Annotated in this window: 25 protein-coding genes and 1 tRNA gene; 11 read left to right on the top strand and 15 right to left on the bottom strand. The window is 60.4% G+C overall.

Features of this window, described 5'->3' with window-relative positions:
- Positions 1 to 115: 115 nt before the first annotated feature.
- The 5 genes from HX793_RS13830 to dapA form a co-directional block, all read right to left on the bottom strand.
- A tRNA-Ser gene (locus HX793_RS13830) sits at positions 116 to 205 on the bottom strand.
- 84 nt (positions 206 to 289) lie between these two features.
- Positions 290 to 1,003: a phosphoribosylaminoimidazolesuccinocarboxamide synthase gene (purC, locus tag HX793_RS13825; RefSeq protein ID WP_003172493.1), complete on the bottom strand. Its 714-nt coding sequence runs from the start codon at positions 1,001 to 1,003 to the stop codon at positions 290 to 292.
- A gap of 27 nt (positions 1,004 to 1,030) precedes the next feature.
- Entirely contained in the window at positions 1,031 to 1,789 is a 759-nt protein-coding gene (locus tag HX793_RS13820) for an MBL fold metallo-hydrolase (RefSeq protein ID WP_016975176.1), read from the bottom strand.
- A 4-nt stretch (positions 1,790 to 1,793) separates the two neighbouring features.
- Positions 1,794 to 2,909 (bottom strand): NlpB/DapX family lipoprotein, encoded by a 1,116-nt coding sequence (bamC, locus tag HX793_RS13815; RefSeq protein ID WP_177050986.1) that lies wholly within the window; start codon positions 2,907 to 2,909, stop codon positions 1,794 to 1,796.
- 17 nt (positions 2,910 to 2,926) lie between these two features.
- Entirely contained in the window at positions 2,927 to 3,805 is an 879-nt protein-coding gene (dapA, locus tag HX793_RS13810) for a 4-hydroxy-tetrahydrodipicolinate synthase (protein ID WP_177096471.1), read from the bottom strand.
- A 273-nt stretch (positions 3,806 to 4,078) separates the two neighbouring features.
- Here dapA and HX793_RS13805 point away from each other — a divergent pair, with 273 nt between their 5' ends.
- The gene (locus HX793_RS13805) at positions 4,079 to 4,639 is read left to right on the top strand and encodes a glycine cleavage system transcriptional repressor (RefSeq protein WP_003172487.1); all 561 of its coding nucleotides are present in this window, start codon (positions 4,079 to 4,081) and stop codon (positions 4,637 to 4,639) included.
- 10 nt (positions 4,640 to 4,649) lie between these two features.
- Positions 4,650 to 5,123 (top strand): peroxiredoxin, encoded by a 474-nt coding sequence (locus tag HX793_RS13800; RefSeq protein ID WP_016975173.1) that lies wholly within the window; start codon positions 4,650 to 4,652, stop codon positions 5,121 to 5,123.
- A gap of 126 nt (positions 5,124 to 5,249) precedes the next feature.
- Here HX793_RS13800 and HX793_RS13795 read toward each other — a convergent pair whose 3' ends face one another.
- Positions 5,250 to 6,320, bottom strand: coding sequence for an AI-2E family transporter (locus HX793_RS13795; protein WP_016975172.1), 1,071 nt, complete (start codon positions 6,318 to 6,320; stop codon positions 5,250 to 5,252).
- Between the two features lie 31 nt (positions 6,321 to 6,351).
- The gene (locus tag HX793_RS13790) at positions 6,352 to 6,591 is read right to left on the bottom strand and encodes a sulfurtransferase TusA family protein (protein ID WP_010212198.1); all 240 of its coding nucleotides are present in this window, start codon (positions 6,589 to 6,591) and stop codon (positions 6,352 to 6,354) included.
- A 94-nt stretch (positions 6,592 to 6,685) separates the two neighbouring features.
- On the opposite strand from HX793_RS13790, the gene HX793_RS13785 reads away from it, so the two are divergent.
- Positions 6,686 to 8,119, top strand: a complete 1,434-nt coding sequence (locus HX793_RS13785) for a M48 family metalloprotease (RefSeq protein WP_016975171.1) — start codon at positions 6,686 to 6,688, stop codon at positions 8,117 to 8,119.
- A 65-nt stretch (positions 8,120 to 8,184) separates the two neighbouring features.
- Here HX793_RS13785 and HX793_RS13780 read toward each other — a convergent pair whose 3' ends face one another.
- The 4 genes from HX793_RS13780 to rpoE form a co-directional block, all read right to left on the bottom strand.
- Positions 8,185 to 9,624 (bottom strand): DegQ family serine endoprotease, encoded by a 1,440-nt coding sequence (locus tag HX793_RS13780; RefSeq protein ID WP_177096469.1) that lies wholly within the window; start codon positions 9,622 to 9,624, stop codon positions 8,185 to 8,187.
- A gap of 234 nt (positions 9,625 to 9,858) precedes the next feature.
- Positions 9,859 to 10,821, bottom strand: coding sequence for a MucB/RseB C-terminal domain-containing protein (locus HX793_RS13775; RefSeq protein ID WP_177096467.1), 963 nt, complete (start codon positions 10,819 to 10,821; stop codon positions 9,859 to 9,861).
- A gap of 15 nt (positions 10,822 to 10,836) precedes the next feature.
- Positions 10,837 to 11,424, bottom strand: a complete 588-nt coding sequence (locus tag HX793_RS13770) for a sigma-E factor negative regulatory protein (RefSeq protein WP_016975168.1) — start codon at positions 11,422 to 11,424, stop codon at positions 10,837 to 10,839.
- A gap of 32 nt (positions 11,425 to 11,456) precedes the next feature.
- Positions 11,457 to 12,038, bottom strand: a complete 582-nt coding sequence (rpoE, locus tag HX793_RS13765; protein ID WP_003172477.1) for an RNA polymerase sigma factor RpoE/AlgU — start codon at positions 12,036 to 12,038, stop codon at positions 11,457 to 11,459.
- 463 nt (positions 12,039 to 12,501) lie between these two features.
- On the opposite strand from rpoE, the gene nadB reads away from it, so the two are divergent.
- The gene (nadB, locus tag HX793_RS13760; protein ID WP_016975167.1) at positions 12,502 to 14,118 is read left to right on the top strand and encodes an L-aspartate oxidase; all 1,617 of its coding nucleotides are present in this window, start codon (positions 12,502 to 12,504) and stop codon (positions 14,116 to 14,118) included.
- Here nadB and HX793_RS13755 read toward each other — a convergent pair.
- Positions 14,087 to 14,533: a protein YgfX gene (locus HX793_RS13755; RefSeq protein WP_177059567.1), complete on the bottom strand. Its 447-nt coding sequence runs from the start codon at positions 14,531 to 14,533 to the stop codon at positions 14,087 to 14,089. The genes nadB and HX793_RS13755 overlap by 32 nt on opposite strands.
- Positions 14,517 to 14,771 (bottom strand): FAD assembly factor SdhE, encoded by a 255-nt coding sequence (locus HX793_RS13750; RefSeq protein ID WP_014717362.1) that lies wholly within the window; start codon positions 14,769 to 14,771, stop codon positions 14,517 to 14,519. Before HX793_RS13750 ends, HX793_RS13755 begins: the two co-directional genes overlap by 17 nt.
- Positions 14,772 to 14,911: 140 nt before the next feature.
- On the opposite strand from HX793_RS13750, the gene ygfZ reads away from it, so the two are divergent.
- Both ygfZ and HX793_RS13740 read left to right on the top strand, forming a co-directional pair.
- The gene (ygfZ, locus tag HX793_RS13745; protein WP_177096464.1) at positions 14,912 to 15,853 is read left to right on the top strand and encodes a CAF17-like 4Fe-4S cluster assembly/insertion protein YgfZ; all 942 of its coding nucleotides are present in this window, start codon (positions 14,912 to 14,914) and stop codon (positions 15,851 to 15,853) included.
- Positions 15,854 to 15,889: 36 nt separating this feature from the next.
- On the top strand, positions 15,890 to 16,711 hold the full coding sequence (locus HX793_RS13740; protein ID WP_177050982.1) for an HDOD domain-containing protein: 822 nt from the start codon (positions 15,890 to 15,892) through the stop codon (positions 16,709 to 16,711).
- 49 nt (positions 16,712 to 16,760) lie between these two features.
- On the opposite strand, the gene HX793_RS13735 is transcribed toward HX793_RS13740, so the two are convergent.
- Together HX793_RS13735 and HX793_RS13730 are read right to left on the bottom strand one after the other, a co-directional pair.
- Complete coding sequence (locus HX793_RS13735; protein WP_177096462.1) at positions 16,761 to 18,149, bottom strand: sensor histidine kinase; 1,389 nt, start codon at positions 18,147 to 18,149, stop codon at positions 16,761 to 16,763.
- On the bottom strand, positions 18,142 to 18,813 hold the full coding sequence (locus HX793_RS13730; RefSeq protein WP_010212220.1) for a response regulator: 672 nt from the start codon (positions 18,811 to 18,813) through the stop codon (positions 18,142 to 18,144). The genes HX793_RS13735 and HX793_RS13730 overlap by 8 nt, the downstream gene beginning before the upstream one ends.
- A gap of 234 nt (positions 18,814 to 19,047) precedes the next feature.
- On the opposite strand from HX793_RS13730, the gene HX793_RS13725 reads away from it, so the two are divergent.
- Genes HX793_RS13725 through HX793_RS13705 form a run of 5 tightly spaced genes read left to right on the top strand, consistent with a single transcriptional unit; the run spans position 19,048 to position 24,412 of the window.
- On the top strand, positions 19,048 to 20,340 hold the full coding sequence (locus HX793_RS13725) for an OprD family porin (RefSeq protein WP_177003405.1): 1,293 nt from the start codon (positions 19,048 to 19,050) through the stop codon (positions 20,338 to 20,340).
- Positions 20,341 to 20,373: 33 nt separating this feature from the next.
- Entirely contained in the window at positions 20,374 to 21,357 is a 984-nt protein-coding gene (locus tag HX793_RS13720; protein WP_033902662.1) for a Bug family tripartite tricarboxylate transporter substrate binding protein, read from the top strand.
- A gap of 59 nt (positions 21,358 to 21,416) precedes the next feature.
- Positions 21,417 to 21,875, top strand: a complete 459-nt coding sequence (locus HX793_RS13715; protein WP_016975160.1) for a tripartite tricarboxylate transporter TctB family protein — start codon at positions 21,417 to 21,419, stop codon at positions 21,873 to 21,875.
- Between the two features lies 1 nt (position 21,876).
- Entirely contained in the window at positions 21,877 to 23,391 is a 1,515-nt protein-coding gene (locus HX793_RS13710) for a tripartite tricarboxylate transporter permease (protein WP_038848176.1), read from the top strand.
- Positions 23,384 to 24,412, top strand: coding sequence for an AbrB family transcriptional regulator (locus HX793_RS13705; RefSeq protein ID WP_177096460.1), 1,029 nt, complete (start codon positions 23,384 to 23,386; stop codon positions 24,410 to 24,412). The genes HX793_RS13710 and HX793_RS13705 overlap by 8 nt, the downstream gene beginning before the upstream one ends.
- Positions 24,413 to 24,445: the final 33 nt, after the last annotated feature.

The following is a 24,445-nucleotide window of genomic DNA, read 5'->3' as shown; positions in this document are numbered from 1 at the left end:
ACGACAGACGAAAAAAAATGGCGATCTGTAGGTCAGGTTTTTGCTACAAAACCTTGCTACAAATCACCATTTTTACAACCTCGTAAATCATTGATTTATAAGGCTTTTCTAAATATGGCGGAGAGATAGGGATTCGAACCCTAGGTACCGGTGAAGGTACAACGGATTTCGAATCCGTCCCATTCGGCCACTCTGGCATCTCTCCAACGGCGCGCATCATAACAGCGTGACTCAGGAAAGCAAAGCTCGGAACGAGATTTTTTTCCGTGCTATCAGATGCTTGCGTCGATTAAAGCGGTACGCCCAGACGGTTGGCGACTTCTTCGTAGGCTTCGATGACGTCACCGAGCCCCTGGCGGAAGCGGTCCTTGTCCATCTTCTTCTTGGTGTCTTTGTCCCACAGGCGGCAGCCGTCCGGGCTGAATTCGTCGCCCAGGACGATGGAGCCATCGTGGAACACGCCGAATTCCAGCTTGAAGTCCACCAGCAGCAGGCCGGCGTCGTCGAACAGTTTACTCAGCACGTCGTTGACCTTGAGGGACAACTCTTTCATGCGTGCCAGTTGCTCAGCGGTGCCCCAGCCGAATGCCACGACGTGGGATTCGTTGATGAACGGGTCGCCCTTGGCGTCGTCCTTCAGAAACAGCTCGAAGGTGTAGGGGTTGAGCTTGAGGCCCTCTTCCACGCCCAGACGCTTGACCAGGCTGCCGGCAGCGTAGTTACGTACGACGCACTCGACCGGGATCATGTCGAGTTTCTTGACCAGGCACTCGTTGTCGCCCAGCAGTTTGTCGAATTGGGTCGGAATGCCGGCCTCTTCGAGTTTCTGCATGATGAAGGCGTTGAACTTGTTGTTCACCATGCCTTTGCGATCAAGTTGTTCGATGCGCTTGCCGTCGAACGCCGAAGTGTCGTTGCGAAACAGCAGGATCAGGCGGTTGGCGTCGTCGGTCTTGTACACCGACTTGGCTTTGCCGCGGTAGAGTTCTTCACGTTTTTCCATGATGGGCTCCGCTTGCTAAATGGTGGGCTAGGCGATGTGTCGCCAGTCGAGCCCTGAATCTTGATCGGCCAGTTGCAGCCAGTCCGGGTCGCACCCAAGGGTGTCGACAAAACATTGCCGGGCCAGCTGCGGCAGGTTGTTCTTGCTGCTCAGGTGGGCCAGGACTAGGTGTTGCAAGTCTTGCCAGCCCAACTCATACACCAGGTACGCCGCCTGGTGGTTGTTCAAATGTCCCAGTTCGCCGCCCACCCGCTGCTTGAGAAAGTAGGGGTAATGACCGCGAGCCAGCAGATCCCGACAGTGGTTGGACTCGATCATCAAGGCATCGAGGTTCCGGTAACCGTCCAGCACCTTGGCGCAGTAGGAACCCAGGTCGGTGAGTACGCCGAAGCGCCGTTCACCATCACTGAAGACATATTGCGTCGGCTCCTGGGCGTCGTGCGCCACGGCAATCACCTCGATGCTCAAGGCACCGATTTGCAGCTGCTCGCCACCGGCCAGGAAACCTGCGGGTTCAATGGGTTTGCGCATCCCGCGCAAGGTGCCGCGACTGAGGTACACCGGAAGATTGTAGCGCCGAGACAGCAAACCCACGCCATGCACGTGGTCGGCATGTTCGTGGGTCACCAGAATCGCGCTCAGCTGCGCGGGGTGAACCCCCAGGCGCAGCAGGCGCCGCTCGGTTTCTTTTAACGAGAAACCACAATCCACCAGCACATACGTGTCGTCATGTGCGACCAGCGTGCCGTTCCCTTGGCTACCGCTGCCGAGAACGGCAAAACGCATCGGATCAGCCCAGGTTGTCCTGAATCACGCCCAACACTTTGCGCGCTGTTTCAGCGGGCGCAACGGTGTTGATGTTCTTCTCGACGGTCACTTGTACGCTTTCGCCAACCTTGCTCAAACGAACCTGATAGCGCTCGGCACGGGTCTCGATTTCTTCCTTGGTCGGCTGGCTGCCGAACAGTTTGCTGAAGAAACCTGGCTCTTCATCTTTACGCTCGGCCTTTTCAGCCACGTTGATGTAGTACAGGCCCAGGCTGCGGTTGATGTCTTCTACACGCCAAGGGCCCTGCTCCAATGCACGGCCAACACTGGCCCAGGCACGGTCGAGGTCTTCACCTAGGTTCAGCACCACGTTGCCGCTGCCGTCTTCTGTCAGGCTGACGCGGCTCGGGGTGTCGTAATCACGTGCGGCGAGCAGGGAAACCGAACCGCCCTTCTCGGAGATACGGCTCATGCTGGCCAGCATCTCGTCGACCAAGGCCGAATCAACCCCCGTGTTGACCGAACGGTTGGTGAAGTCAACGTTGGCGGTGCTGCCGGCCGGACGCTCGGCGCTGACCACGTAGACTTCACTGGTATTACGCTGTACGCCTGGCTCGATGCGCACACGCACACGGGCTTCGTTGTCGGCGGCTACACCACCGGCTTGCAGGCGCTTGGCCATGGTGGCGGATAGCTCGCTGCCCTGCTGCCATGCGGTGGTGAACTCACCGGTCTGCGGACGCTGCTCGTCGATGCGGAAACCGTTGTCCTGGAAGAACTGCACGGCTACCGGCCAGACTTCGGCAGGAGGACGCTGGGCCACGATCCAGCGGGAATCGCCGCTCTTCTGCAGGCTGTAGTCGCTGGCATCCGCCACGGCCGAGATCGGCTGTGGACGCGGCACCACGTACTCACCCTTGGTGGTGTCGTCGGCGACGTTACGCGGAATTGGCAGCAACGGGTCAAGGCGCTTGGCGACGTTGACGCCCGGCGGCAATTCCATCGGTTTGGTAGGTTGGGCTTCCAGGTAATCGCTACCGCGGTCACGGAAGTAGCCTTCCGGCCCCCAGACCCAACCGCAGCCACTGGTGCTGGAGATAATCAAGGCAAGTGCGGAAAGTCCGGCCAATCGCTTCATGCGTAGTGCTTCCTCAATTAAACCAGGACGCCGGACTGGCGCAGGGCCTGTCGCAGCGGTTCGTGACAGGCTTCGCTGAGACGGGTGAGCGGCAGACGGATACCGTCCGGCATCATGCCCATTTCAGTCAGCGCCCACTTCACGGGAATAGGGTTGGATTCGATAAACAGTGTCTTGTTGAGCGGCATCAGCTTCTCGTGGATCGCACGGGCGGTCACGGCGTCGCCGGCAATGGCGGCGGCGCACATTTCGCTCATGGCACGCGGGGCCACGTTGGCGGTCACGGAGATGTTGCCCTTGCCGCCCAGCAGGATCAGCTCTACGGCGGTGGCGTCGTCACCGGAATACACCAGGAAATCGCTGCTCACACCGGCCAGGATGTCCTTGGCGCGTTGCAGGTCGCCGGTGGCTTCCTTGATACCGATGATGTTCGCCACGGTGGACAGGCGGATCACGGTCTCGGCCTTCATGTCGCACGCGGTGCGGCCTGGCACGTTATAAAGGATCTGCGGAATGTCGACCGCTTCGGCGATGGCGCGGAAGTGCTGGTACAGGCCTTCCTGGGTCGGCTTGTTGTAGTACGGGGTCACCAGCAGGCAGGCATCGGCGCCGGCCTTCTTGGCGTTCTTGGTCAGCTCGATCGCTTCACGCGTCGAGTTGGCGCCCGTACCGGCGATCACGGCAATACGGCCCGCGACGCGCTTGACCACGAATTCGATGACCTGGATGTGTTCTTCCACATCGAGGGTGGCCGATTCGCCGGTGGTGCCGACCGCCACGATGGCGTTGGTGCCTTCTTGCAGGTGGAAGTCCACCAGTTTGCCCAGGCTGTCCCAGTCGAGATGACCTTGTGCATCCATGGGTGTGACCAGTGCCACCATACTGCCCGCAATCATGCAACCGCTCCTGCCGGAAAAAGAGAGCCGTAATGGTACTGGCGCCAAGATGCTTGCACAAGCGAAGTACCGCCTGAGGATGCGTTATGGCGCAACTAAACGACGGGCAATGCCATCATTGGGCCAAAGCCTGCCTTGGAGCACGGTGAAATCGAGCCGATCACGCAATGAAAACGCCACCTCCTATCCCTTGGCGACGGTTTTCGCTACCCTTCATCCTTTGATCGATACAGCCCGCACAGTATCGACCGCTCATCGTTTTAGGAAGGCTGCATGTCCACCCCCACAGTTCGCGAACAATTCCTTGTTATCAGTGCCCTCGGCGCCAACCCCATGGAGCTGACCAACGTCCTGTGCCGCGCCAGCCATGAAAACCGCTGCGCCGTCGTGACCTCCCGACTGACCCGCCACGGCGAGTGCAGCGCACTGGTCCTGCAGATCTCCGGCACCTGGGATGCCCTGGCGCGCCTGGAAACCGGCCTGCCGGGCCTGGCCAAGAAGCATGACTTCACCGTCAATGTGGTGCGCAGTGCCGCCCTGGAGAATCGTCCCCAGGCGCTGCCTTATGTGGCGTATGTCAGTTCGGCCTATCGTTCGGACATCGTCAACGAACTGTGCCAGTTCTTCATCGACCACAACGTCGAGCTGGAGAACCTGACCTGCGACACCTACCAGGCCCCACAAACTGGCGGCACTATGCTGAACGCCACGTTTACCGTGACCTTGCCGGCTGGTGTGCAGATCAGTTGGCTGCGCGACCAGTTCCTGGATTTCGCCGATGCCCTGAACCTCGACGCACTGATCGAGCCATGGCGCCCACAGAACCCAATGTAAGGAAGTTTTCATGGCGGTAGTCATCGACAAACCCGTAGCCGATTTCGAAGCCCAGGCCACCAGCGGCCAGACCTTCAGCCTTGCAGCCCTCAAGGGCAAGCAAGTGGTGATCTACTTTTACCCGAAGGACAGCACGCCCGGCTGCACCACCGAAGGCCAGGGGTTCCGCGACCAGTACGCGGCATTCAAGGCGGCCAACACCGAAGTGTTTGGTGTGTCGCGGGACAGCGTGAAGTCCCACGAGAACTTCAAGGGCAAGCAGGCATTCCCCTTCGAGCTGATCAGCGACAAGGACGAAGCAGTCTGCCAGCTGTTTGATGTGATCAAGTTGAAGAAGCTGTACGGCAAGGAATACCTGGGTGTGGATCGCAGCACCTTCCTCATCGACAAGGACGGCGTGCTGCGTCAGGAATGGCGTGGCGTGAAAGTGCCAGGGCATGTGGATGCTGTTTTGGCAGCAGCGCAGGCGTTGAACAAGGCATAAATTGTGGCAAGGGAGCTTGCTCCCGCTGGACCGGGCTGGCGCTCCAGTGCGAAGCGCTCCCAGCTTTTTTGGGGCCGCTGCGCAGCCCAGCGGGAGCAAGCTCCCTCGCCACAGAAGGCTGCACTGCTACAACATTGGTGCTACCACTGGCTCTTGCCGAGGCCAAGCATCCAGCACCGCCTTGAACAGCGTCGCCAGTGGGATTGCAAAGAACACGCCCCAGAACCCCCACAGCCCACCGAATAACAGCACCGCGCAGATGATCGCGACCGGGTGCAGGTTGACGGCCTCCGAGAACAGCAGCGGCACCAGCACGTTGCCATCCAACGTCTGGATGATCCCGTACACCGCCATCAGGTAGATGAACTGGTCGCTCCAGCCCCACTGGAACAGCGCAATCAGCGCCACCGGCACGGTCACCACCACGGCGCCGACGTACGGCACCACCACCGAAATCCCCACCAGCAACGCCAGCAAGGCCGCGTAGTTCAGGTCCAGGGCAATGAAGGCGATATAAGTCACGCCCCCGCAGATAATGATCTCGATGACCTTGCCGCGAATATAGTTGGCAATCTGCCGGTTCATTTCCTCGGCTACCCGGGTAATCAGCGCACGTTCGCGCGGCAGGTAGCCACGCACCCAGCGGCCGATCATGGCGCGGTCCTTGAGGAAGAAGAACACCAAAATCGGCACCAGTACCAAGTAGATCATGATGTTGACCAGCAACGGCAGGCTGGAGAGGGAAAAGGTCAGTGCCCATTGCCCGAATTTTCCGATCTCGCCGCGTGCCGCTTCGATGGCCTGCAACACCTGTTCGTCCGAAACCAGATGCGGGTAGCGCTCCGGCAACAGCAGCAACAACGATTGCCATTTGGCGAGCATGCCCGGCAATTCGTTGAACAGCGTGATCAACTGGTGCCACAGCAGCGGCAGTACTACCACGATAAACAGCACCAGCAGTCCCATGAACAAGGCGAAGACCAAACCCACGGCGGCTCCGCCCGGCAAGCGCAAACGCTCCAGTGTGGTCACCAGCCCTTGCATCAGATACGCGAGCACCATCCCCGCCAATACCGGCGCCAGCATGCCGCCCAAGGTGAGCACGGCCGTGAAGGCCAGAAACAGCAGGACCGCCAGCACCACGGCCTCCTCATCGGAGAAGTAGCGCTGGATCCAGTCTCGTAACACTTTGAACATCAATCAACCTCGGGTGGTGGGGGCAAACGGATCAGGCCTTGCGCAACCAGTAACGGTACACACCGGCGGCGTCTTCTTCATGGAGCAGGGTGTGGCCGGCGAGCTTGGCAAAGGTGCGAAAATCACGCTGGGAGCCCGCGTCCGTGGCGATCACCTTGAGCACTGCACCACTGGCCAGACGATTGAGCTCCAACTTGGCCTTGAGCAAGGGCAACGGGCAATTGAGGCCGCTGGCATCGAGTTCGGCATCAAAGGCTACAGCGTCGGTCATGGTTTACTCCAGGCAAGCGTCGGGGATGCTTAGAATATCTGGTCCGAAGCTCAGTGTCCGGCTACAGTAAGCTCTTTGTCGAAAGGCTTTGTGCATGACTTTTTTGCGCCCTACCCTGCTGACGCTGGCTTGCCTGCTGGCCTCCCCAGGCTTCGCTGACGACCTGCCGTCACTCGGCGACGCCAGTTCTGCCATTGTCTCGCCACAACAGGAATACCAGTTGGGTCGCGCCTGGCTGGCCTACCTTCGAGGCCAAGTCTCGCAACTCAACGATCCGCAGCTCAAGGACTACGTCGAAACCAGCGTGTACAAGCTGGTGGAAACCAGCCAGGTCAACGACCGGCGCCTGGAGTTCATCCTGATCAACAGCCCGCAATTGAACGCCTTTGCCGCGCCTGGCGGGATTGTCGGGGTCAACGGCGGCCTGTTCCTCAACGCCCAGACCGAAGGGGAGTACGCCTCGGTACTGGCTCACGAATTGGCGCACTTATCCCAACGCCACTTCGCCCGTGGCGTGGAAGCGCAGCAGCGCATGCAGATCCCGATGATGGCTGCGCTGCTGGGCGGCATCATTGCCGCAGCAGCCGGCGCGGGTGACGCGGGTATTGCCGCGATTGCCGGCACCCAGGCGGCGGCGATTCAGGAACAGCGCAGGTTCTCGCGTCAGAACGAACAAGAGGCCGACCGTATCGGCATCCTCAACCTGGAAAAAGCCGGTTACGACCCGCGGTCCATGCCGACCATGTTCGAACGCCTGATGCGCCAATACCGCTTCGATGCCAAGCCGCCGGAATTCCTGCTGACGCACCCGGTCACCGAATCGCGGATCGCCGACACCCGCAACCGGGCCGAGCAAGCCAAAGCCGGCGGTAAGGAAGACAGCCTGCGTTATCAGCTGATTCGCGCACGGGTGCAGTTGCAATACGAAGACACCTCAGGCCTCGCCGCCAAGCGCTTCCAGGCGCAGTTGGACGAAAACCCGAAAAACGATGTGGCGCGTTATGGCCTGGCTATCGCCCAGATCAAGGGCTCTCAGTTCAAGCAAGCGCGTGAAAACCTGACAGCGTTACTGGCCAAGGCGCCGAACGACATCACCTACAACCTAGCGCTGATCCAACTTGAGATAGACAACAACCATCTGCCTGATGCCCAGCAACGTACTGATCGAATGCTGACTCAGTATCCGGGCAACTACCCACTGAATCAGCTACGCGTGGATCTTCTGCTCAAGCAGAACCGCACCGCCGATGCGGAAAAAGCGCTGGACAGCTTGCTCAAGTCTCGTCCGGATGACCCGGACGTGTGGTACCAGGTCGCAGAGACACGCGGTTTGTCCGGCAATATTATCGGCCTGCACCAGGCCCGCGCCGAATACTTTGCCCTGGTGGGTGACTTTCAGCAGGCCATCCAGCAGTTGGACTTTGCCAAGCGTCGCGCCGGCAACAACTTCCCGCTGTCGTCGCGCATCGACGCCCGTCAACGCGAGCTGATCGAGCAGGAACGCCTGGTCAAAGGGATGATGAGCTAAATCTCTCGCCCACAAAAAAGCCCCGCCCTCGTTTAACGAAGGCGGGGCTTTTGGTTTCTACCGACTTATTCGGCGAGCTTGAAGGTAATGAAGCTTGCACGCCCCTGACGCAGCACGCGCATCGACACCGAACGATTCTTCGGCAACGCCTTGGCGATGTCGGTGAATTGCTTGGTGCTGTCGATGGCCTGGTTGTTCAGGTGGGTGATGACGTCACCCGGCTGCAGACCGATAAGGGAGGCAGGACCGTCCTGCACCTCCTTGATCACTACACCGCTCTTGAGGTCGAAGGTTTTCTTCTGCTCATCGGTCAGCTCGGCCACCGCAATGCCCAAGCGATTGCTGCTGCGCTCGGCACCTGGCTTGGCGTTGCCCAGAGCATCCAGGGTTGCGCCCTCTTCAGGGATGGCACCCACGGTCAGCTCAACGGTCTGGCGCTTGCCTTCACGAATGACTTCCAGCTTTGCCTTGCTGCCGGCCTTGAGAGCACCGACCAGGTGCGGCAGGTCAGCCGACATGACAATCGGCTGGCCGTTCATGCTCAGGATCACGTCGCCGACCTGCAGGCCACCTTTGGCAGCCGGGCCGTCGTCCTGGATCTGCGCGACCAGGGCACCGGCCGGCTTGTCGAGACCGAAGGATTCAGCCAGGTCTTTGTTCACTTCCTGAATCACCACGCCCAACCAGCCACGGCTGACTTTGCCGCCGCTTTTCAATTGGTTGGAAACATCCATGGCGACATCGATCGGGATAGCGAACGACACGCCCATGAAACCGCCGGAACGGGTGTAGATCTGCGAGTTGATGCCTACCACTTCGCCCGCCAGGTTGAACAGCGGACCACCGGAGTTACCCGGATTGATCGGCACGTCAGTCTGGATGAATGGCACGTAGTTCTCGTTCGGCAGGCTGCGGCCGATGGCGCTGACAATGCCTTGGGTCACAGTGTGGTCAAAACCAAACGGCGAACCGATGGCGACGACCCACTGCCCGGCCTTCAGGTCCTGGGATTTACCCAGTTTCAGCACCGGCAAGTCCTTGCCTTCGATCTTCAGCAAGGCCACATCGGAACGTGGGTCGGTGCCCACCAGCTTGGCTTTCAGTTCACTGCGATCCGCCAGGCGCACGAGAATCTCATCGGCGTCAGCAATCACGTGGTTATTGGTGAGGATGTAGCCATCCGGCGAGATGATGAAGCCCGAGCCCAAGGACTGAGCCTCACGTTGGCCACCACCGCCACCACGAGGTGCGCGCGGTTGCGGCATGCCACGCTCGAAGAACTCGCGCAACATCGGCGGCAGCCCTTCCAGGTCCGGCATCTGCTGGATGGAGACTTTGCGATCCGGCAGTTTTTGCGTGGTACTGATGTTCACCACGGCCGGCGAGGCCTGCTCAACCAATTGGGTGAAGTCAGGCAGCTCGGCCGCTTGCGCGGGCAAGGCCTGACCCAGCACCAATACCGTGGCGACTATGGATAGGTAAGACTTCAAACGTGGTATCGACATACAGCTCCCGTTACGACGAGCAGGGTTGAGCGACAGGGTTCAAGAAACGCCGAAAACTGCGACCGACATCTTTGTTCCGCGAACAAAACAAGGCCAGAGCCGACAAGCCCTGACCTATAAAAAACATAAGAGATTTTTGCAAGTGAAAATGCTGATCCAGACATTTCATGCTCTCGACAGCCAACCTGGCATGCAAATACAGTGAAACGTCAGGATGAACATAGGATTAACGGCTCACGGCTGGTTGGCTGGCTTTTTTTCACCGCGCACCGATAACGCGATACGTTCTGCGGTGCCGATGGGAATTTCGCCCACCACCGTTACCATCATTTCGCCGTCTACCGTATTGAGGCGACGGGATACAGCTACCGTTGGGCCGAGCTGGGTGCGGGTTTCCGTAACACTCGCGTCACTGATCGGCTCCAGGAACACGGAGAAACGCGCCAGCCCGTCCTCGTACATCAGGCTGTCGACTGTTGCTTTGGTCTGGGTGTCTTTGCGGGCGCTGGTATTGGTCAACTGAAAGCCCGGCGGTAGCCACTCCAAATGCCACGCCTCAGTAGACTGCACCTCGGGTGCTTTGGCATTGGCGACCGAAACAGGTGTGCATTCGCTGCTGGGCTGCAGGTCGCGATCATCCGAGACGATTGACGTGTTCAACCGCGTGAACTGGAATCGCTCCAGCAACTGCCCTTGGTCATTCAGCAAAAGCGATTTGAGCGGCAGCGCGGTTTCACGATCCAGGTGCAGTTCAAAACCGTAACGATACTGGTCACGCGGCGTGATCGACACGATCACCGCATTACGCCCGGCCACGCGGGATTTTCCGATGACGGCCAGTTCGTAGAATTGATTGAGTTTTTGCGGATCCAGCGCACGGGACGGCGCATCACGCGAGTTGCCAAGGCCTGCGACGAGGGTGCCGCTGACACATTGGGTCCGGCCATCCAGCCGCACGACTTCCTGGGCAGAACCATCAAGCTGCAAAAGCCGCTCACGGACCTGACCATTCTGGACACGATGCCAGATGTCATGAGTGGAAAAACTGCCGTTACGCTCGTAGACGAACGTACCTTGAAAGCTTTGCTGCTGCTCTGCACGCCCAAGTCGAGTCAGCCAGTCTTGGGCTTCATCGGCGTGGGCGGGGAGTGCAAACCAACCACTGAGCAAAAGCGTAAGGAGCGGTATGGCTCGCATAGAGCTCCTTACGGATTAGCGGTTTTCCAGGCTTGCTGCGCGAGCGTATGGCAGAGCGGTTTCAGTGCCTTTCAGAGCTGATTCCTGAGCGTGTTGGCGCAGGTAGCCTGGAAGACGCTGGTCCTGCCAGCCAGATTGCCCTTGTAGAACACCATTGGCCATCGGGCCGGTGGTGTCAGAGCTTTCCTTGTAGCCGGCCAGTACCGCTGGGCCTTTGACCTGGGGTCCAGCCATCACCGGTTGCTGAGTCTGCTGGGCCAGTTCGGCGCCGGCGATTTCGTCCTGGTTGTACAGGCGAACACCTGCCAATACAGCAACGGTCACCGAGGCAGCGACTGCCAGGCGACCCAGGCTACGCCATGGACCACGAGCAGCTTTTGCCGGAACGGCTTCATCAGCCAGCGCGGCAGAAACGGCCGCAGCAATATCCAGACGAGGGATTAGAAGATCCTTGTGCATCACCGCCCGAGCGACTTGGTAACGAGACCAGGTATCACGGGTTTCGGCGTCGTCAAATGCGTTGAGCACTCGACGAAGTTCCAGTTCATCCGCTTCGTTATCCATCACTGCGGACAGCGATTCCTGCAGGGCATCACGACTCATGGCGGTTCCTCTCTTGGCTGTCGCCGCTGTCTTTAGTTTTCCTGCAACAACGGTTGCAAGGCTTTATCGATGGCTTCCCGGGCCCGGAAAATCCGTGACCTTACAGTCCCCACCGGACACTGCATGACGCTCGCAATGTCTTCGTAACTCAGACCATCGAATTCACGTAAAGTTAACGCCGTACGCAAATCTTCTGGCAGTTGCTGAATAGTGCGATGAACGGTGCCTTCGATCTCGTCGCGCAGCAATGCACGCTCCGGCGACTCGAGATCCTTGAGGCCGTGATCACCATCATAAAATTCCGCATCTTCTGAACTGACATCACTATCCGGTGGGCGGCGTCCGCGAGACACCAGATAGTTTTTCGCCGTGTTGATGGCGATTCGGTATAGCCACGTGTAAAACGCACTATCACCGCGAAAGTTACCAAGTGCACGGTAAGCCTTGATAAAGGCTTCCTGTGCAACGTCCTGCGCTTCATGGGTGTCGTGCACAAACCGCACGATCAACCCGAGAATTTTGTGCTGGTATTTCAGCACTAGCAGATCAAAAGCTCGCTTGTCGCCGCGTTGAACGCGCTCGACCAGCTGCTGATCCTCTTCCTGGGTTAGCATGAACACTCCTCGTTGTACTTGAAGGAGGCTTGCATAACTAAACGATCAGGCTTGCAAACATAGACTCGGTCTTTTCGCAAAAGTTCTCCCCCTTCAAGCAAGTTTCCGGCACGCACTGATTTGGCACACACGAAAAACGCAGCACGGGCATGGCCGACTGCGCGAATAATCTTGTCGCCGGTTTTCTGACGCGTCCAATGCTCCCGACGGGCCAATAAACTCAACGTTTTCCCAGCTTTCGGGCAACCTGCTATTGAGTCGGGGCTTATGCAAAAAGTTCCCACCTCAATAACCTGCCAATTTTACCCCAGCCGTGCACCGTAATCTCACATTGCCACGAATGCCCGGCTATTGTGCCGCTCCACCCCTCTATATACTAGTAGCCCGTGTGACCCTTTGATTCGCCGATCCAGGCGTCCTGTTTGCGCCACCTCTTCGGATCGCTTTTTGCGGAATCCTTCCAATGAGCCAACAGTTTCAACACGATGTCTTGGTGATCGGCAGCGGCGCAGCCGGTTTGAGCCTGGCGCTGACCCTCCCCAGCCACCTGCGCATTGCGGTACTGAGCAAAGGCGATCTGGCCAACGGCTCGACATTCTGGGCCCAGGGCGGTGTCGCCGCCGTGCTGGACGACACCGACACGGTGCAATCCCACGTCGAGGACACCCTCAATGCCGGCGGTGGCCTGTGCAATGAAGAGGCGGTGCGCTTCACCGTCGAGCACAGCCGTGAAGCCATCCAATGGCTGATCGACCAGGGCGTGCCGTTTACTCGTGACGAACATGCCGGGAGCGACGATGGCGGTTTTGAGTTCCACCTGACCCGCGAGGGCGGCCACAGTCACCGCCGGATCATCCATGCGGCAGACGCCACTGGCGCCGCTATTTTCAAGACACTGCTCGACCAGGCCCGCCAGCGCCCCAATATAGAATTGCTGGAACAACGCGTCGCGGTCGACCTGATCACCGAAAAACGCCTGGGCCTGGATGGCGAACGCTGCCTCGGCGCCTACGTACTCAACCGCGCCAGCGGCGAAGTCGACACCTACGGCGCGCGCTTCACCATTCTCGCGTCCGGCGGCGCGGCCAAGGTCTACCTCTATACCAGCAACCCCGACGGCGCCTGTGGCGATGGCATTGCCATGGCCTGGCGTTCGGGCTGCCGGGTGGCGAACCTGGAATTCAACCAGTTCCACCCCACTTGCCTGTATCACCCGCAAGCCAAGAGTTTCCTGATTACCGAAGCCCTGCGCGGCGAAGGCGCCCACCTGAAGCTGCCCAACGGCGAGCGCTTCATGCAGCGCTTCGACCCACGCGCCGAACTGGCCCCGCGCGATATCGTCGCCCGCGCCATCGACCATGAAATGAAGCGCCTGGGCATCGACTGCGTCTACCTGGACATCAGCCACAAGCCCGAAGCTTTCATCAAGACCCACTTCCCCACCGTGTACGAGCGTTGCCTGGCGTTCAACATCGACATCACCCAAGGCCCGATCCCCGTGGTGCCGGCTGCGCACTACACCTGCGGTGGCGTAATGGTCGACCAACATGGTCGCACCGACGTACCCGGCCTGTACGCAATTGGCGAAACCAGCTTCACCGGCCTGCACGGCGCCAACCGCATGGCCAGCAATTCGTTGCTCGAATGCTTCGTCTATGCGCGCTCGGCGGCGGCAGACATCCTTGAACAACTGCCGCGCATTCCGGTGCCGGCCGCCCTGCCCCGCTGGGACGCCAGCCAGGTCACCGACTCGGACGAAGACGTGATCATCGCGCACAACTGGGACGAGCTGCGCCGTTTCATGTGGGACTACGTGGGGATCGTACGCACCAACAAACGCCTGCAACGCGCGCAGCATCGGGTGCGGTTGCTGCTGGACGAAATCGACGAGTTCTACAGTAACTACAAGGTCAGCCGCGACTTGATCGAGTTGCGCAACCTGGCCCAGGTTGCCGAACTGATGATTCGTTCTGCCATGGAGCGCAAGGAAAGCCGCGGCCTGCATTACACACTCGACTACCCACAGATGCTGCCCGAAGCCCGCGACACTATCCTGGTGCCAGCCACCTACGGCGGCTGAACTTCAGACGAACCCGCAGGCGTCGATGCACATCGGCGACCTGCGAATCCCTGGGCACACACACCGAACGTATCCGCCATTCGCCCGGCACCCGGTAGCGCAGCACGACGATCAACGGCAAGGCGAGGCTGTCCGGTCGCAACTGCACGCTGTGCCAGCCCCGCTGCGCACTGAGCAACTGCCAACCATCGGCGTCGCGACGCAGGCCACGAATCGACGAACGGTGAGTCAGCAGGATAAAGCGCGGCAAAACCCAGGCTGCGTGCGCCAGACACGCCAACAGACCAAGGCTTGAATAAGACAGATCGAGAAACAAAAGCGCACCCAGTGCAAACAGCTGGGCAAGGAGATACGCCGCCAGCAACAGCCGTGAGGCCTGCCAGCGGCATTCGAATGTATTACTTGGGCTGGACACGGTCCAGGATCATCCGAACCATGCGCTGCAGCTCTGGGTCTTCGGATTCGGCGCGCTCCATGAACCAGCCGAACATGTCCTGGTCTTCACAAGTCAGCAGCCTGACGTAGAGGTCGCGATCCACCTGATTGAGCGTTGCATAGACCTCTTTGGTGAAAGGCACCAGCAACACATCCAACTCCAGCATGCCACGACGGCTGTGCCAGTAGAGACGATTGATTTCTACATCTTCGACCATGGAGCGCTCCTCAAATAGGCGGCAAGTATACAGGCCCGACGGCACCGGAACAGTCGGCTTTGGTCGCCCCATACGGAAACTATCCATTTGCCGGGCGCCCCTCTATGATGCACCCATGACTTTTTGACCTGCGATGACCCATGGCTGACTCTGCTTTCTTCTGCCCCCTGTCCCACGAAGGCGTTCTCGCCGTCCGCGGCTCTGATGCCGCCAAATTCCTTCAGGGCCAACTGACCTGCAACCTCAATTACCTGAGCGATACCCAGGCCAGCCTCGGCGCACGCTGCACGCAAAAAGGGCGCATGCAGTCGAGTTTCCGCATCCTGCTGCAAGGTGACGGCGTGTTGCTGGCCATGGCCACCGAGCTGCTGGAACCGCAACTGGCCGACCTGAAGAAGTACGCCGTGTTCTCCAAATCCAAGCTCACCGACGAAAGCGCCGCCTGGGTGCGCTTCGGCCTGGTGAATGCAGACACGGCCCTGGCCAGCCTCGGCCTTGAACTGCCCGTCGAGACCGACAGTGTCGTGCGCAACGATGCGTTGATCGCCCTCCGCGTCTCCCCAGGTCGTGCTGAACTCTGGGTGCCAGCCGAGCAAGGCGACGCCGTACGCAATCAATTGGCTGCAACCCTTGAACAAGCCGATCTGAATGAGTGGCTGCTGGGGCAAATCCGCGCCGGCATCGGCCAGGTCATGCCGCAAACCCGCGAGCTTTTTATCCCGCAGATGCTCAACCTGCAGGCCGTCGGTGGCGTCAGCTTCAAGAAAGGCTGCTACACCGGCCAGGAAATCGTTGCGCGCATGCAGTACCTGGGCAAACTCAAGCGTCGCCTGTACCGTTTGAGCCTCGATGCGCCTGAACTGCCCGAGCCAGGCACCCCGCTGTTTTCCCCCAGCCACAACAGTGCAATCGGCGAAGTGGTCATCGCGGCAAAAGCCGGCGAGAGCATTGAACTTCTGGCCGTGTTGCAAGCCGAAGCTGCCGATAGTGGCGATGTGCACGTAGGCACATTGGAAGGTCCCGGCTTGCAACTGCTCGACCTGCCTTACACGCTCGACCGTGATCGAGAGATCCAACGCTAGTCGCCGTACCTTTTTGCAACACCCTAGAGAGCATGAATGAACAAGCTGGCGGAAAAAGTCCAACAGGCTTTAGTGACGGCCATCGACAACGATGACCTGGTTCTGCCGACATTGCCGGAAGTGGCCCTGAACATTCGTCAGGCCGCTGAAGACCCGGAGATCAGCATCAGCCACTTGAGCAAAGTGATCGGTCGCGATACCGCGCTGTCGGCGCGCCTGATCAAAGTGGTCAACAGCCCGTTGTTGCGCGCCACCCAGGAAGTCACCGACCTGCACACCGCCATCACCCGGCTGGGCACCAACTACAGCAGCAACCTGGCGATCGGCCTGGTGATGGAGCAAATCTTCCACGCCCGCTCCGATGTGGTCGAACAAAAGATGCGGGATGTATGGCGCCGCAGCCTGGAAGTGGCGGGTGTCAGTTACGCGCTGTGCCGCAGCCACAGCCAGCTCAAGCCGGACCAGGCCGCTCTCGGCGGCCTGGTGCACCAGATCGGCGTGCTGCCGATCCTGACGTACGCCGAAGACCACTACGAGCTGCTCGCGGACCCGGTCAGTCTCAACCACGTTATCGAGAGCATCCACCCGCAACTGGGCGACAAACTGCTGAGCGGTTGGGACTTCCCGGAAATGCTCGCCAAACTGCCCGGCCAATACCTCAACCTGGAACGCGACTCGGCCAGCCTCGACTACATCGATCTGGTGCAGATCGCCGTGTTGTACTGCCATCGCGGCACGGATCATCCCTTGGCTAGCGTGCCGGTCTCCAATCTGCCGGCGATCAAGAAACTGCGGGTCGATCCTTACAGCGATGCGTTGCGCGCCGAGTTGGATGAGGCGCGTTCGATGTTTTATTGATTCAACGTTAGCCCGTCATCGTTCACGATTTTCGCGAGCAAGCTCGCTCCTACACTGCCGCGATAAAACTCACCCGCACCTTCAAGCCGGCCTGCTCGCCATCGTGCAGGCTGATCTGTGCCAAGTGTGCCCGGCAGATCTCACCGACAATCGCCAACCCCAGGCCTGAGCCCATGCCCTGCTGGCTGCGACGGTAGAAACGCTCGAACACGCGGTCTCGCTCATCCAGCGGGATGCCTGGGCCATCGTCTTCCACTTCCAGCACCGCCGGTGCCGTCACGCGCAGGATCACATTGCCACCCGGTGGCGTGTGAGCCAGCGCGTTGTCCACCAGGTTGCTCAACAACTCATTCAGCAAGGTTGGCTCACCGCGCAGCCACACCGGCTCGTCAGCCTCCAACGCCAGTGCCACGCCGCGCGCGTGGGCCAACGGCGCCATGGCCATGCCCAACTCGCGAGACAACTGGCTGAGGTCGAGCAACTGGGCACCGCCTTCGGCAATCGCGCGGGCGCCATTTTCAATGCGCGCCAGGGACAACAATTGATTAGCCAGATGCGTCAGACGGTCGGTGCCCTGGGCTGCGGTTTCCAGGGTACTGCGCCAGGTGGCCGGATCCTCGGCACGCAAGCCTAGTTCCAACCGAGCCTTGAGCGCCGCGAGCGGTGTGCGCAGTTCATGGGCCGCATCGGCAATAAACTGTGCCTGCCGCTCGAATTGGCCGCGCAGGCGTTCGGTGAAGTGGTTGAGGGAGCGCACCAGTGGCCCAAACTCATGCTGCACTTCCACCAAGGGCAAGGGACGCAAGTCGTCGGGCTGACGTTCTTCCACCGCCGTGCGCAGGCGCTCCAGCGGGCGCAACGCCGCGCTGACCGCAAACCACACCAACAACAACGCACCGATGGCGAGCATCCCCAGGCGCAGCAAGGTGTCTGCCATCAAGCTGCGCGCCATGCTCACGCGCGCCTCATCAGTTTCAGCGACACGGATTTCTGCCATGCCGTTCATGTTCGGTTCGGAGACCGCCTTGAGCAGGCTCACCACGCGCACCTGCTGGCCCTGATACATGGCGTCATAGAAGCGTGCCAATGCGGGATAGTCATCGGTACGCGGTGTGCCTGGCGGTGGGCCGGGCAGGTTTTCATAGCCAGAGATGAGTTTCTGGTCGATGTCGTTGACCTGGTAATAAATGCGTCCGGCGCTGTCATAGGCGAACGTATCCAGGGCGACATAGGGCACATTGGCACTCAAGGTGCCATCCACCTGGGTCAAGCCAGCGGCGATGGTGCGCGCAGAGGCCAACAGCGTGCGGTCATAGGCAGTGTCAGCGGCTTCACGACCATTCCAGTACGCGCTCATGCCACTGGCGAGCATCAACAGCACCAACAACAGCGCCAGGTTCCACAGCAGGCGCCAACGCAGGCTGCTGGGCTTATGCATCGCGGGCTTCCAGCAGGTAACCGAGGCCGCGGAAGGTCACAATGGCAATGGGCTGGCCGTCGAGTTTCTTGCGCAGGCGATGCACGTAGATTTCGATGGCGTCGGGGCTGGCTTCTTCGTCCAGGCCGAACACCTGGGAAGCCAGTTGCTCCTTGCTCATCACCCGGCCTGGCCGCGCAATCAGCGCCTCAAGCACCGCTTGTTCACGGGATGTGAGCGTCATCAGCTCGCCGCCCACGGTGAAACGTCGGGTGTCGAGGTCATAGACCAACACGCCGCAGGCCTGTTGGCGCTCGCCACCCAGCACACTGCGCCGCAACAACGCCTTGACCCGCGCTTCCAACTCTGTGAGTTCAAAAGGTTTGGCAAGGTAGTCGTCGGCCCCAAGATTGAGGCCGTGCACACGGTCTTTCACATCACTGCGCGCCGTCAGCATCAGCACTGGCAGATTTTTCCCACGGGCACGCAGACGTGCGAGCACCTCGAAACCGTCCATGCGCGGCAGTCCCACATCGAGGATCGCCGCCGCGTATTCCTCGCTGCTCAGGGCCAGGTCCGCCGCCACGCCATCGTGCAGCACGTCAACGGTCAAACCCGTGCTCTTGAGCGCTTGCGCGACACTTTCGGCAAGTTGCAGATGGTCTTCAACCAGCAGGACACGCATGGATTTCTACCTCGTTCAGGGGTGGTCGGCGCCACGCTTTGGCGGGCAGTTTACAGGCGCCGCCTGGCCTGTGAAGCCCGAAAACATTGAAAGGCCGCTGAAAGGTTAGTGAAAGCTTCGCCCTTTAGCATCCAGCGACGGTGGTCTATGCCCGCCGAGCGGCTTCAGCGCCGCGCCCGAAAAACGCCTCGAAGCGTTTTCGCCAAAATAAGAACAATAACGGAGTACACAACGATGCTGTCGACACAGCCCCAGGCCCCCTCGCCTGTTCGTTTTTCTCGCCTGACCCAGACCGCCCTCGCCAGTGCAGCTACCCTTGCCGGCTTTTCGCCGCTTAGCCAGGCTGCCTTCTTCGAAGACAGTAGCGCGACCCTGGAAACCCGCAACATGTACTTCAACCGCGACTTTCGCGATGGCACCAGCGCCCAGCAATCCAAGCGCGACGAATGGGCCCAGGGCTTCATGCTCAACCTGCAATCGGGCTACACCGACGGCACCGTCGGCTTTGGCGTGGATGCGCTGGGCATGCTCGGGGTCAAGCTCGACTCCAGCCCCGATCGCACCGGCACCGGCCTGCTGCCCACGCATGACGATGGCCGCGCCGCCGACGAGTACTCCAAGCTGGGCCTGACCGGCAAAGTGAAGATCTCGGCCACCGAGCTTAAAATCGGCTCGCTGATCCCCGAACTGCCGATCCTCAAGCCCAATGACGGCCGCATCCTGCCGCAGACCTTCAACGGCGGCCTGATCACCTCCAAGGAATTCAAGAACCTGGTGTTCACCGGTGGCCGCCTGGACAAAGCCAAGGACCGCGACGACAGCAACTACGAAGACATCGCCCTCAACAACAAGAACAGCCGCTTCGTCAGCGGCGCCACCGGCAAGCACTTCAATTTCGGCGGCGCCGACTACAAGTTCGCCGACAAGATCACCGGCAGCTACCACTTCGCCCAACTTGATGACGTGTACCGCCAGCACTTCCTCGGCCTGGTAGCCGCACGCCCGATGGGTCCCGGCACCTTCGGCACCGACTTGCGCCTGGCGATCAGCGATGACACCGGCAGCGCGCGTGGCGGCAAGATCGACAACAAATCCCTCAACGGCCTGTTCAGCTATGCCCTCAATGGCCATAAGCTCAGCGCCGGCTACCAGCACATGTCCGGCGACAGCGCCTTCCCGTATGTGGATGGCAGCGATCCGTACCTGGTCAACTTCGTGCAGATCAACGACTTTGCCGGCGCCGAAGAACGCTCCTGGCAGGCGCGCTACGACTACGACTTCGCCAAACTGGGCATCCCCGGTTTGAGCTTCATGAGCCGTTACCTCTCGGGTGACAACATCAAGCTCAAGAACGGCGAGACCGGCAAGGAATGGGAACGCAACAGCGAGATCAAGTACGTAGTGCAGACCGGCACGTTCAAGGATGTGGCCGTGCGCCTGCGTAATGCCACGTACCGTTCCAACTACTCAGCCCGTGATGCGGATGAAATGCGCTTGCTGGTCAGCTATAGCGTCGCACTTTGGTAGTACCCCCTCATAACAACAAAGATGGAGATAACCATGACCCCTTCACTGCGTAAATTGGCCCTTGCCGCCGGCTGCATGCTGTTCGCCGGCCAACTGCTGGCTGCCGACGAACCCAAGCGCCCGGAATGCATCGCCCCAGCCTCCCCTGGCGGCGGCTTTGACCTGACCTGCAAACTGGCGCAAAGCGCGCTGGTCAACGAGAAGCTGCTGAGCAAGCCGATGCGCGTGACCTACATGCCAGGCGGCGTAGGCGCAGTGGCCTACAACGCCGTGGTCGCCCAGCGTCCAGCCGATGCCGGCACCTTGGTGGCCTGGTCCAGCGGTTCGCTGTTGAACCTGGCCCAGGGCAAGTTTGGTCGCTTCGATGAAAGCGCCGTGCGTTGGTTGGCAGCGGTCGGCACCAGCTACGGGGCCATCGCAGTGAAAGCCGACTCGCCCTACAAGACCTTGGACGATTTGGTCAAAGCCCTGAAAAAAGATCCGGGCAGCGTAGTGATCGGTTCCGGCGGCACCGTCGGCAGCCAGGACTGGATGCAAACCGCGTTGATCGCCAAGGCCGCCGGGATCAACCCGCGCGAGCTGCGTTACGTGGCCCTCGAAGGCGGCGGCGAAATCGCCACTGCTCTGCTGGGTGGCCATATCCAGGTGGGCAGTACCGACATCTCCGACTCCATGCCGCACATCCTCAGCGGTGACATGCGCCTGCTGGCCGTGTTCTCCGAGCAGCGCCTGGACGAGCCGGAAATGAAGAATATTCCGACCGCCAAAGAGCAAGGCTACGACATCGTCTGGCCGGTGGTGCGTGGTTTCTACCTCGGGCCAAAAGTCAGCGATGCCGACTACGCCTGGTGGAAAGACGCCTTCGACAAACTGCTGGCCTCGGAAGAGTTCGCCAAGCTGCGTGACCAGCGCGAGCTGTTCCCGTTCGCCATGACCGGCCCGGAGCTGGACACCTACGTGAAGAAACAGGTGGCTGACTACAAAGTGCTGGCCAAAGAGTTCGGCCTGATCCAGTAATCGCCCCTCTTTTGCCCGGTCACGCCCGTTGAACACGCGGCGTGGCCCAGGAGTTCAACATGCTCTTACAACGCATTTTCGCCTCTGTGCTATTGCTGGCCTGTGCCGCCCTGGCACTGATGGCCTGGCCGTATCAGGCGTCGTTTTCCTACGAGCCGGTAGGACCTCGCGCCTACCCGCTGCTGATGCTCGGGCTAATGAGCCTGGCACTGATCTATATGCTGTTCCGCCCACAGCCGACCAAACACACCGAAGAAGAACCCGCGCTGGACCGCGAAACCCTGATCAAGATCGGCATCTGCGTCGGCCTGTTGATCGTGTTCGCCGGCACCTTCGAATCCCTGGGTTTCATCCTCAGCAGCATGCTGATCGGCATTCCGATGGCGCGCCTGTATGGCGGCCGCTGGCTACCGAGCGTGGTGATCGTCAGCCTGATGGCGATTGGTCTTTACCTGCTGTTCGATAAAGCCATGGATGTGCCGCTGCCCCTCGGCCTGCTCGACGTTCTGGAGAACTGATATGGATACTTTCGGCTACTTGGGCCAGGGCTTCGGCGTTGCACTGTCCCCTTACAACCTGGTGACCGCACTGTGCGGCACCCTGATCGGCACCGTGGTCGGCCTGTTGCCGGGCCTGGGCCCGATCAACGGCGTGGCGTTGTTGATCCCCATCGCGTTCGCCCTGGGCCTGCCGCCGGAATCAGCCTTGATTCTGCTGGCAGCCGTGTACCTGGGCTGCGAATACGGCGGGCGTATCAGCTCGATCCTGCTGAACATCCCGGGCGAAGCCTCTACCGTGATGACCACCCTCGACGGCTACCCGATGGCCCGCAAAGGCCTGGCCGGCGTGGCGCTGTCGCTGTCGGCGTGGAGTTCGTTCATCGGCGCGTTTATCGCCACCTGCGGCATGGTGCTGTTTGCGCCGTTGCTGGCCAAATGGGCGATTGCCTTCGGGCCGGCGGAATATTTCGTACTGATGGTGTTCGCGATTGTCTGTCTCGGCGGCATGGCCGGTGACAAACCGTTGAAGACCTTTGTTGCAGCGCTGATCGGCCTGTTCCTGTCGGCGGTGGGCATCGACGCCAACAGCGGCGTGTACCGCTTTACCGGCGACAACATCCACCTCACCGACGGCATCCAGTTTGTGGTGTTGGTGCTGGGCCTGTTCTCCATCAGCGAGATTCTGTTGCTGCTGGAAAAAACCCACCGTGGCCAGGAAGCCGTGAAGGCCACGGGCCGCATGATGTTCAACCTCAAGGAAGCGGGCGCGGTCTTTGTCGTCAACATCCGCTGCGGTTTGCTGGGTTTCATCATGGGCGTCTTGCCAGGTGCCGGTGCGACCTTGGCCTCGGCGGTTGCCTACATGACCGAAAAACGCCTGGCCGGTGCCAGCGGTAAATTCGGCCAAGGCGACATGCGCGGCCTCGCGGCGCCGGAAACCGCCATCGGCGCTTCCGCCTGCGGCGCCCTGGTGCCCATGCTGACCCTCGGCGTACCCGGTTCGGGCACCACGGCGGTGATGATCGGCGCGCTGTCGCTGTACAACATCACCCCGGGGCCGCTGCTGTTCCAACAGCAACCCGACATCGTCTGGGGCCTGATCGCCTCGTTGTTTATCGCCAACATCATGCTGGTGATCCTCAACATCCCGATGATCCGCATCTTCACCCGCATTCTGGCCGTGCCGAACTGGGCGCTGGTGCCGGTGATTGCCATCATCACGGCGATTGGTGTTTACGCCGTGCACGCCACCACCTTCGACCTGTTCCTGATGGTCGGTATCGGCATCTTCGGCTACATCCTGCGCAAGCTCGACTTCCCGCTATCGCCGGTGCTGCTGGGCTTTATCCTCGGCGGCTTGATGGAGCAGAACCTGCGCCGGGCGCTGTCGATCTCCAACGGTGACCTGCAGATCCTCTGGTCGAGCCCGATCACCTTTGGTGTATGGGTACTGACAGCGTTGATGCTGGCTTTCCCGCTGGTGCGTATCTACCGCAAACGTGCCCTGCAGCGTCGCGCCGTGGCCGATGTCTGAGGTCACCTTTAAACAGTGGTGGGGAACACCGCTGGTCGGCCTGGCCGGCGGTTACCTGGCCAGCCTCGTCGGCTGGCCTTTGCCGTACATGGTCGGCTCGTTGCTGGCGATCATCCTGGTGCGTTGCCTCACGCCGTGGCAGTTGGCCGAGATACCCGGCGGGCGCAAATGCGGCCAATGGGTAGTGGGGATCGGGATTGGCCTGCACTTCACCCCGGTGGTGATTGAGCAGGTGATGAGCCACTTCGGGCTGATCTTCTTCGGTGCGCTGGTTACCAGCCTGTCGAGCGTGGTCGGCGTGTGGTTGATGCGGCGCAGCGGTGAAGATCGCGCCACCGCGTTTTTCTCCAGCATGCCGGGCGGCTCCGGTGAGATGGTCAACCTCGGCGCACGCAATGGCGCGGTGCTCAGCCGTGTCGCGGCGGGGCAGAGTCTAAGAGTGCTGGTAGTGGTGCTGTGTGTGCCGGCGATCTTCAAGTATCTGCTGGAAGGCGGCACGCCGCAGTTTCATCCGGCGCCGGTGAGTTGGCCTTGGCTGTTGGCGCTGTTTCCGATAGGCGCGCTGGTGGCCTGGGGTTGGCAGCGGTTGCGTCAGCCAAACCCGTGGTTGTTCGGGCCGCTACTGGTGAGTGCAACGGCCAGCGTCGTGTGGGATTTGCATATCGGCCTGCCAGACGGCGGCAGTCAGATTGGCCAATGGTTGATCGGCAGCGGCCTGGGCTGCCATTTCAACCGCCAGTTCTTTCGGCGTGCACCGTCGTTCATGGGCCGCACTTTGGTCGGTACGGCGTTGACCATGGCGCTGGCGACATTGGCGGCGGTGGGGTTGAGCGCGCTGACTCATCTCGACCTGCGCTCGCTGACCCTGGGCATGATGCCCGGCGGGATTGCCGAGATGAGCCTCACGGCCGAGACCCTGCAACTGTCGGTGCCATTGGTGACGGCGATGCAGGTGATGCGCTTGTTGTTCGTGTTGTTTTTGGCGGAGCCGTTGTTCAGGCATTGGAACCGTCAGCCCTGACCCCTCTGTTTCAAGTGGCCCGTCCTGGGCCAC

The organism is Pseudomonas reactans (genome assembly GCF_013387025.1).
Taxonomy (GTDB): Bacteria; Pseudomonadota; Gammaproteobacteria; order Pseudomonadales; family Pseudomonadaceae; genus Aquipseudomonas; species Aquipseudomonas reactans.
The sequence above is the reverse complement of the archived record's forward strand: the minus strand, read 5'-3'. Positions and strand labels throughout refer to the sequence as shown.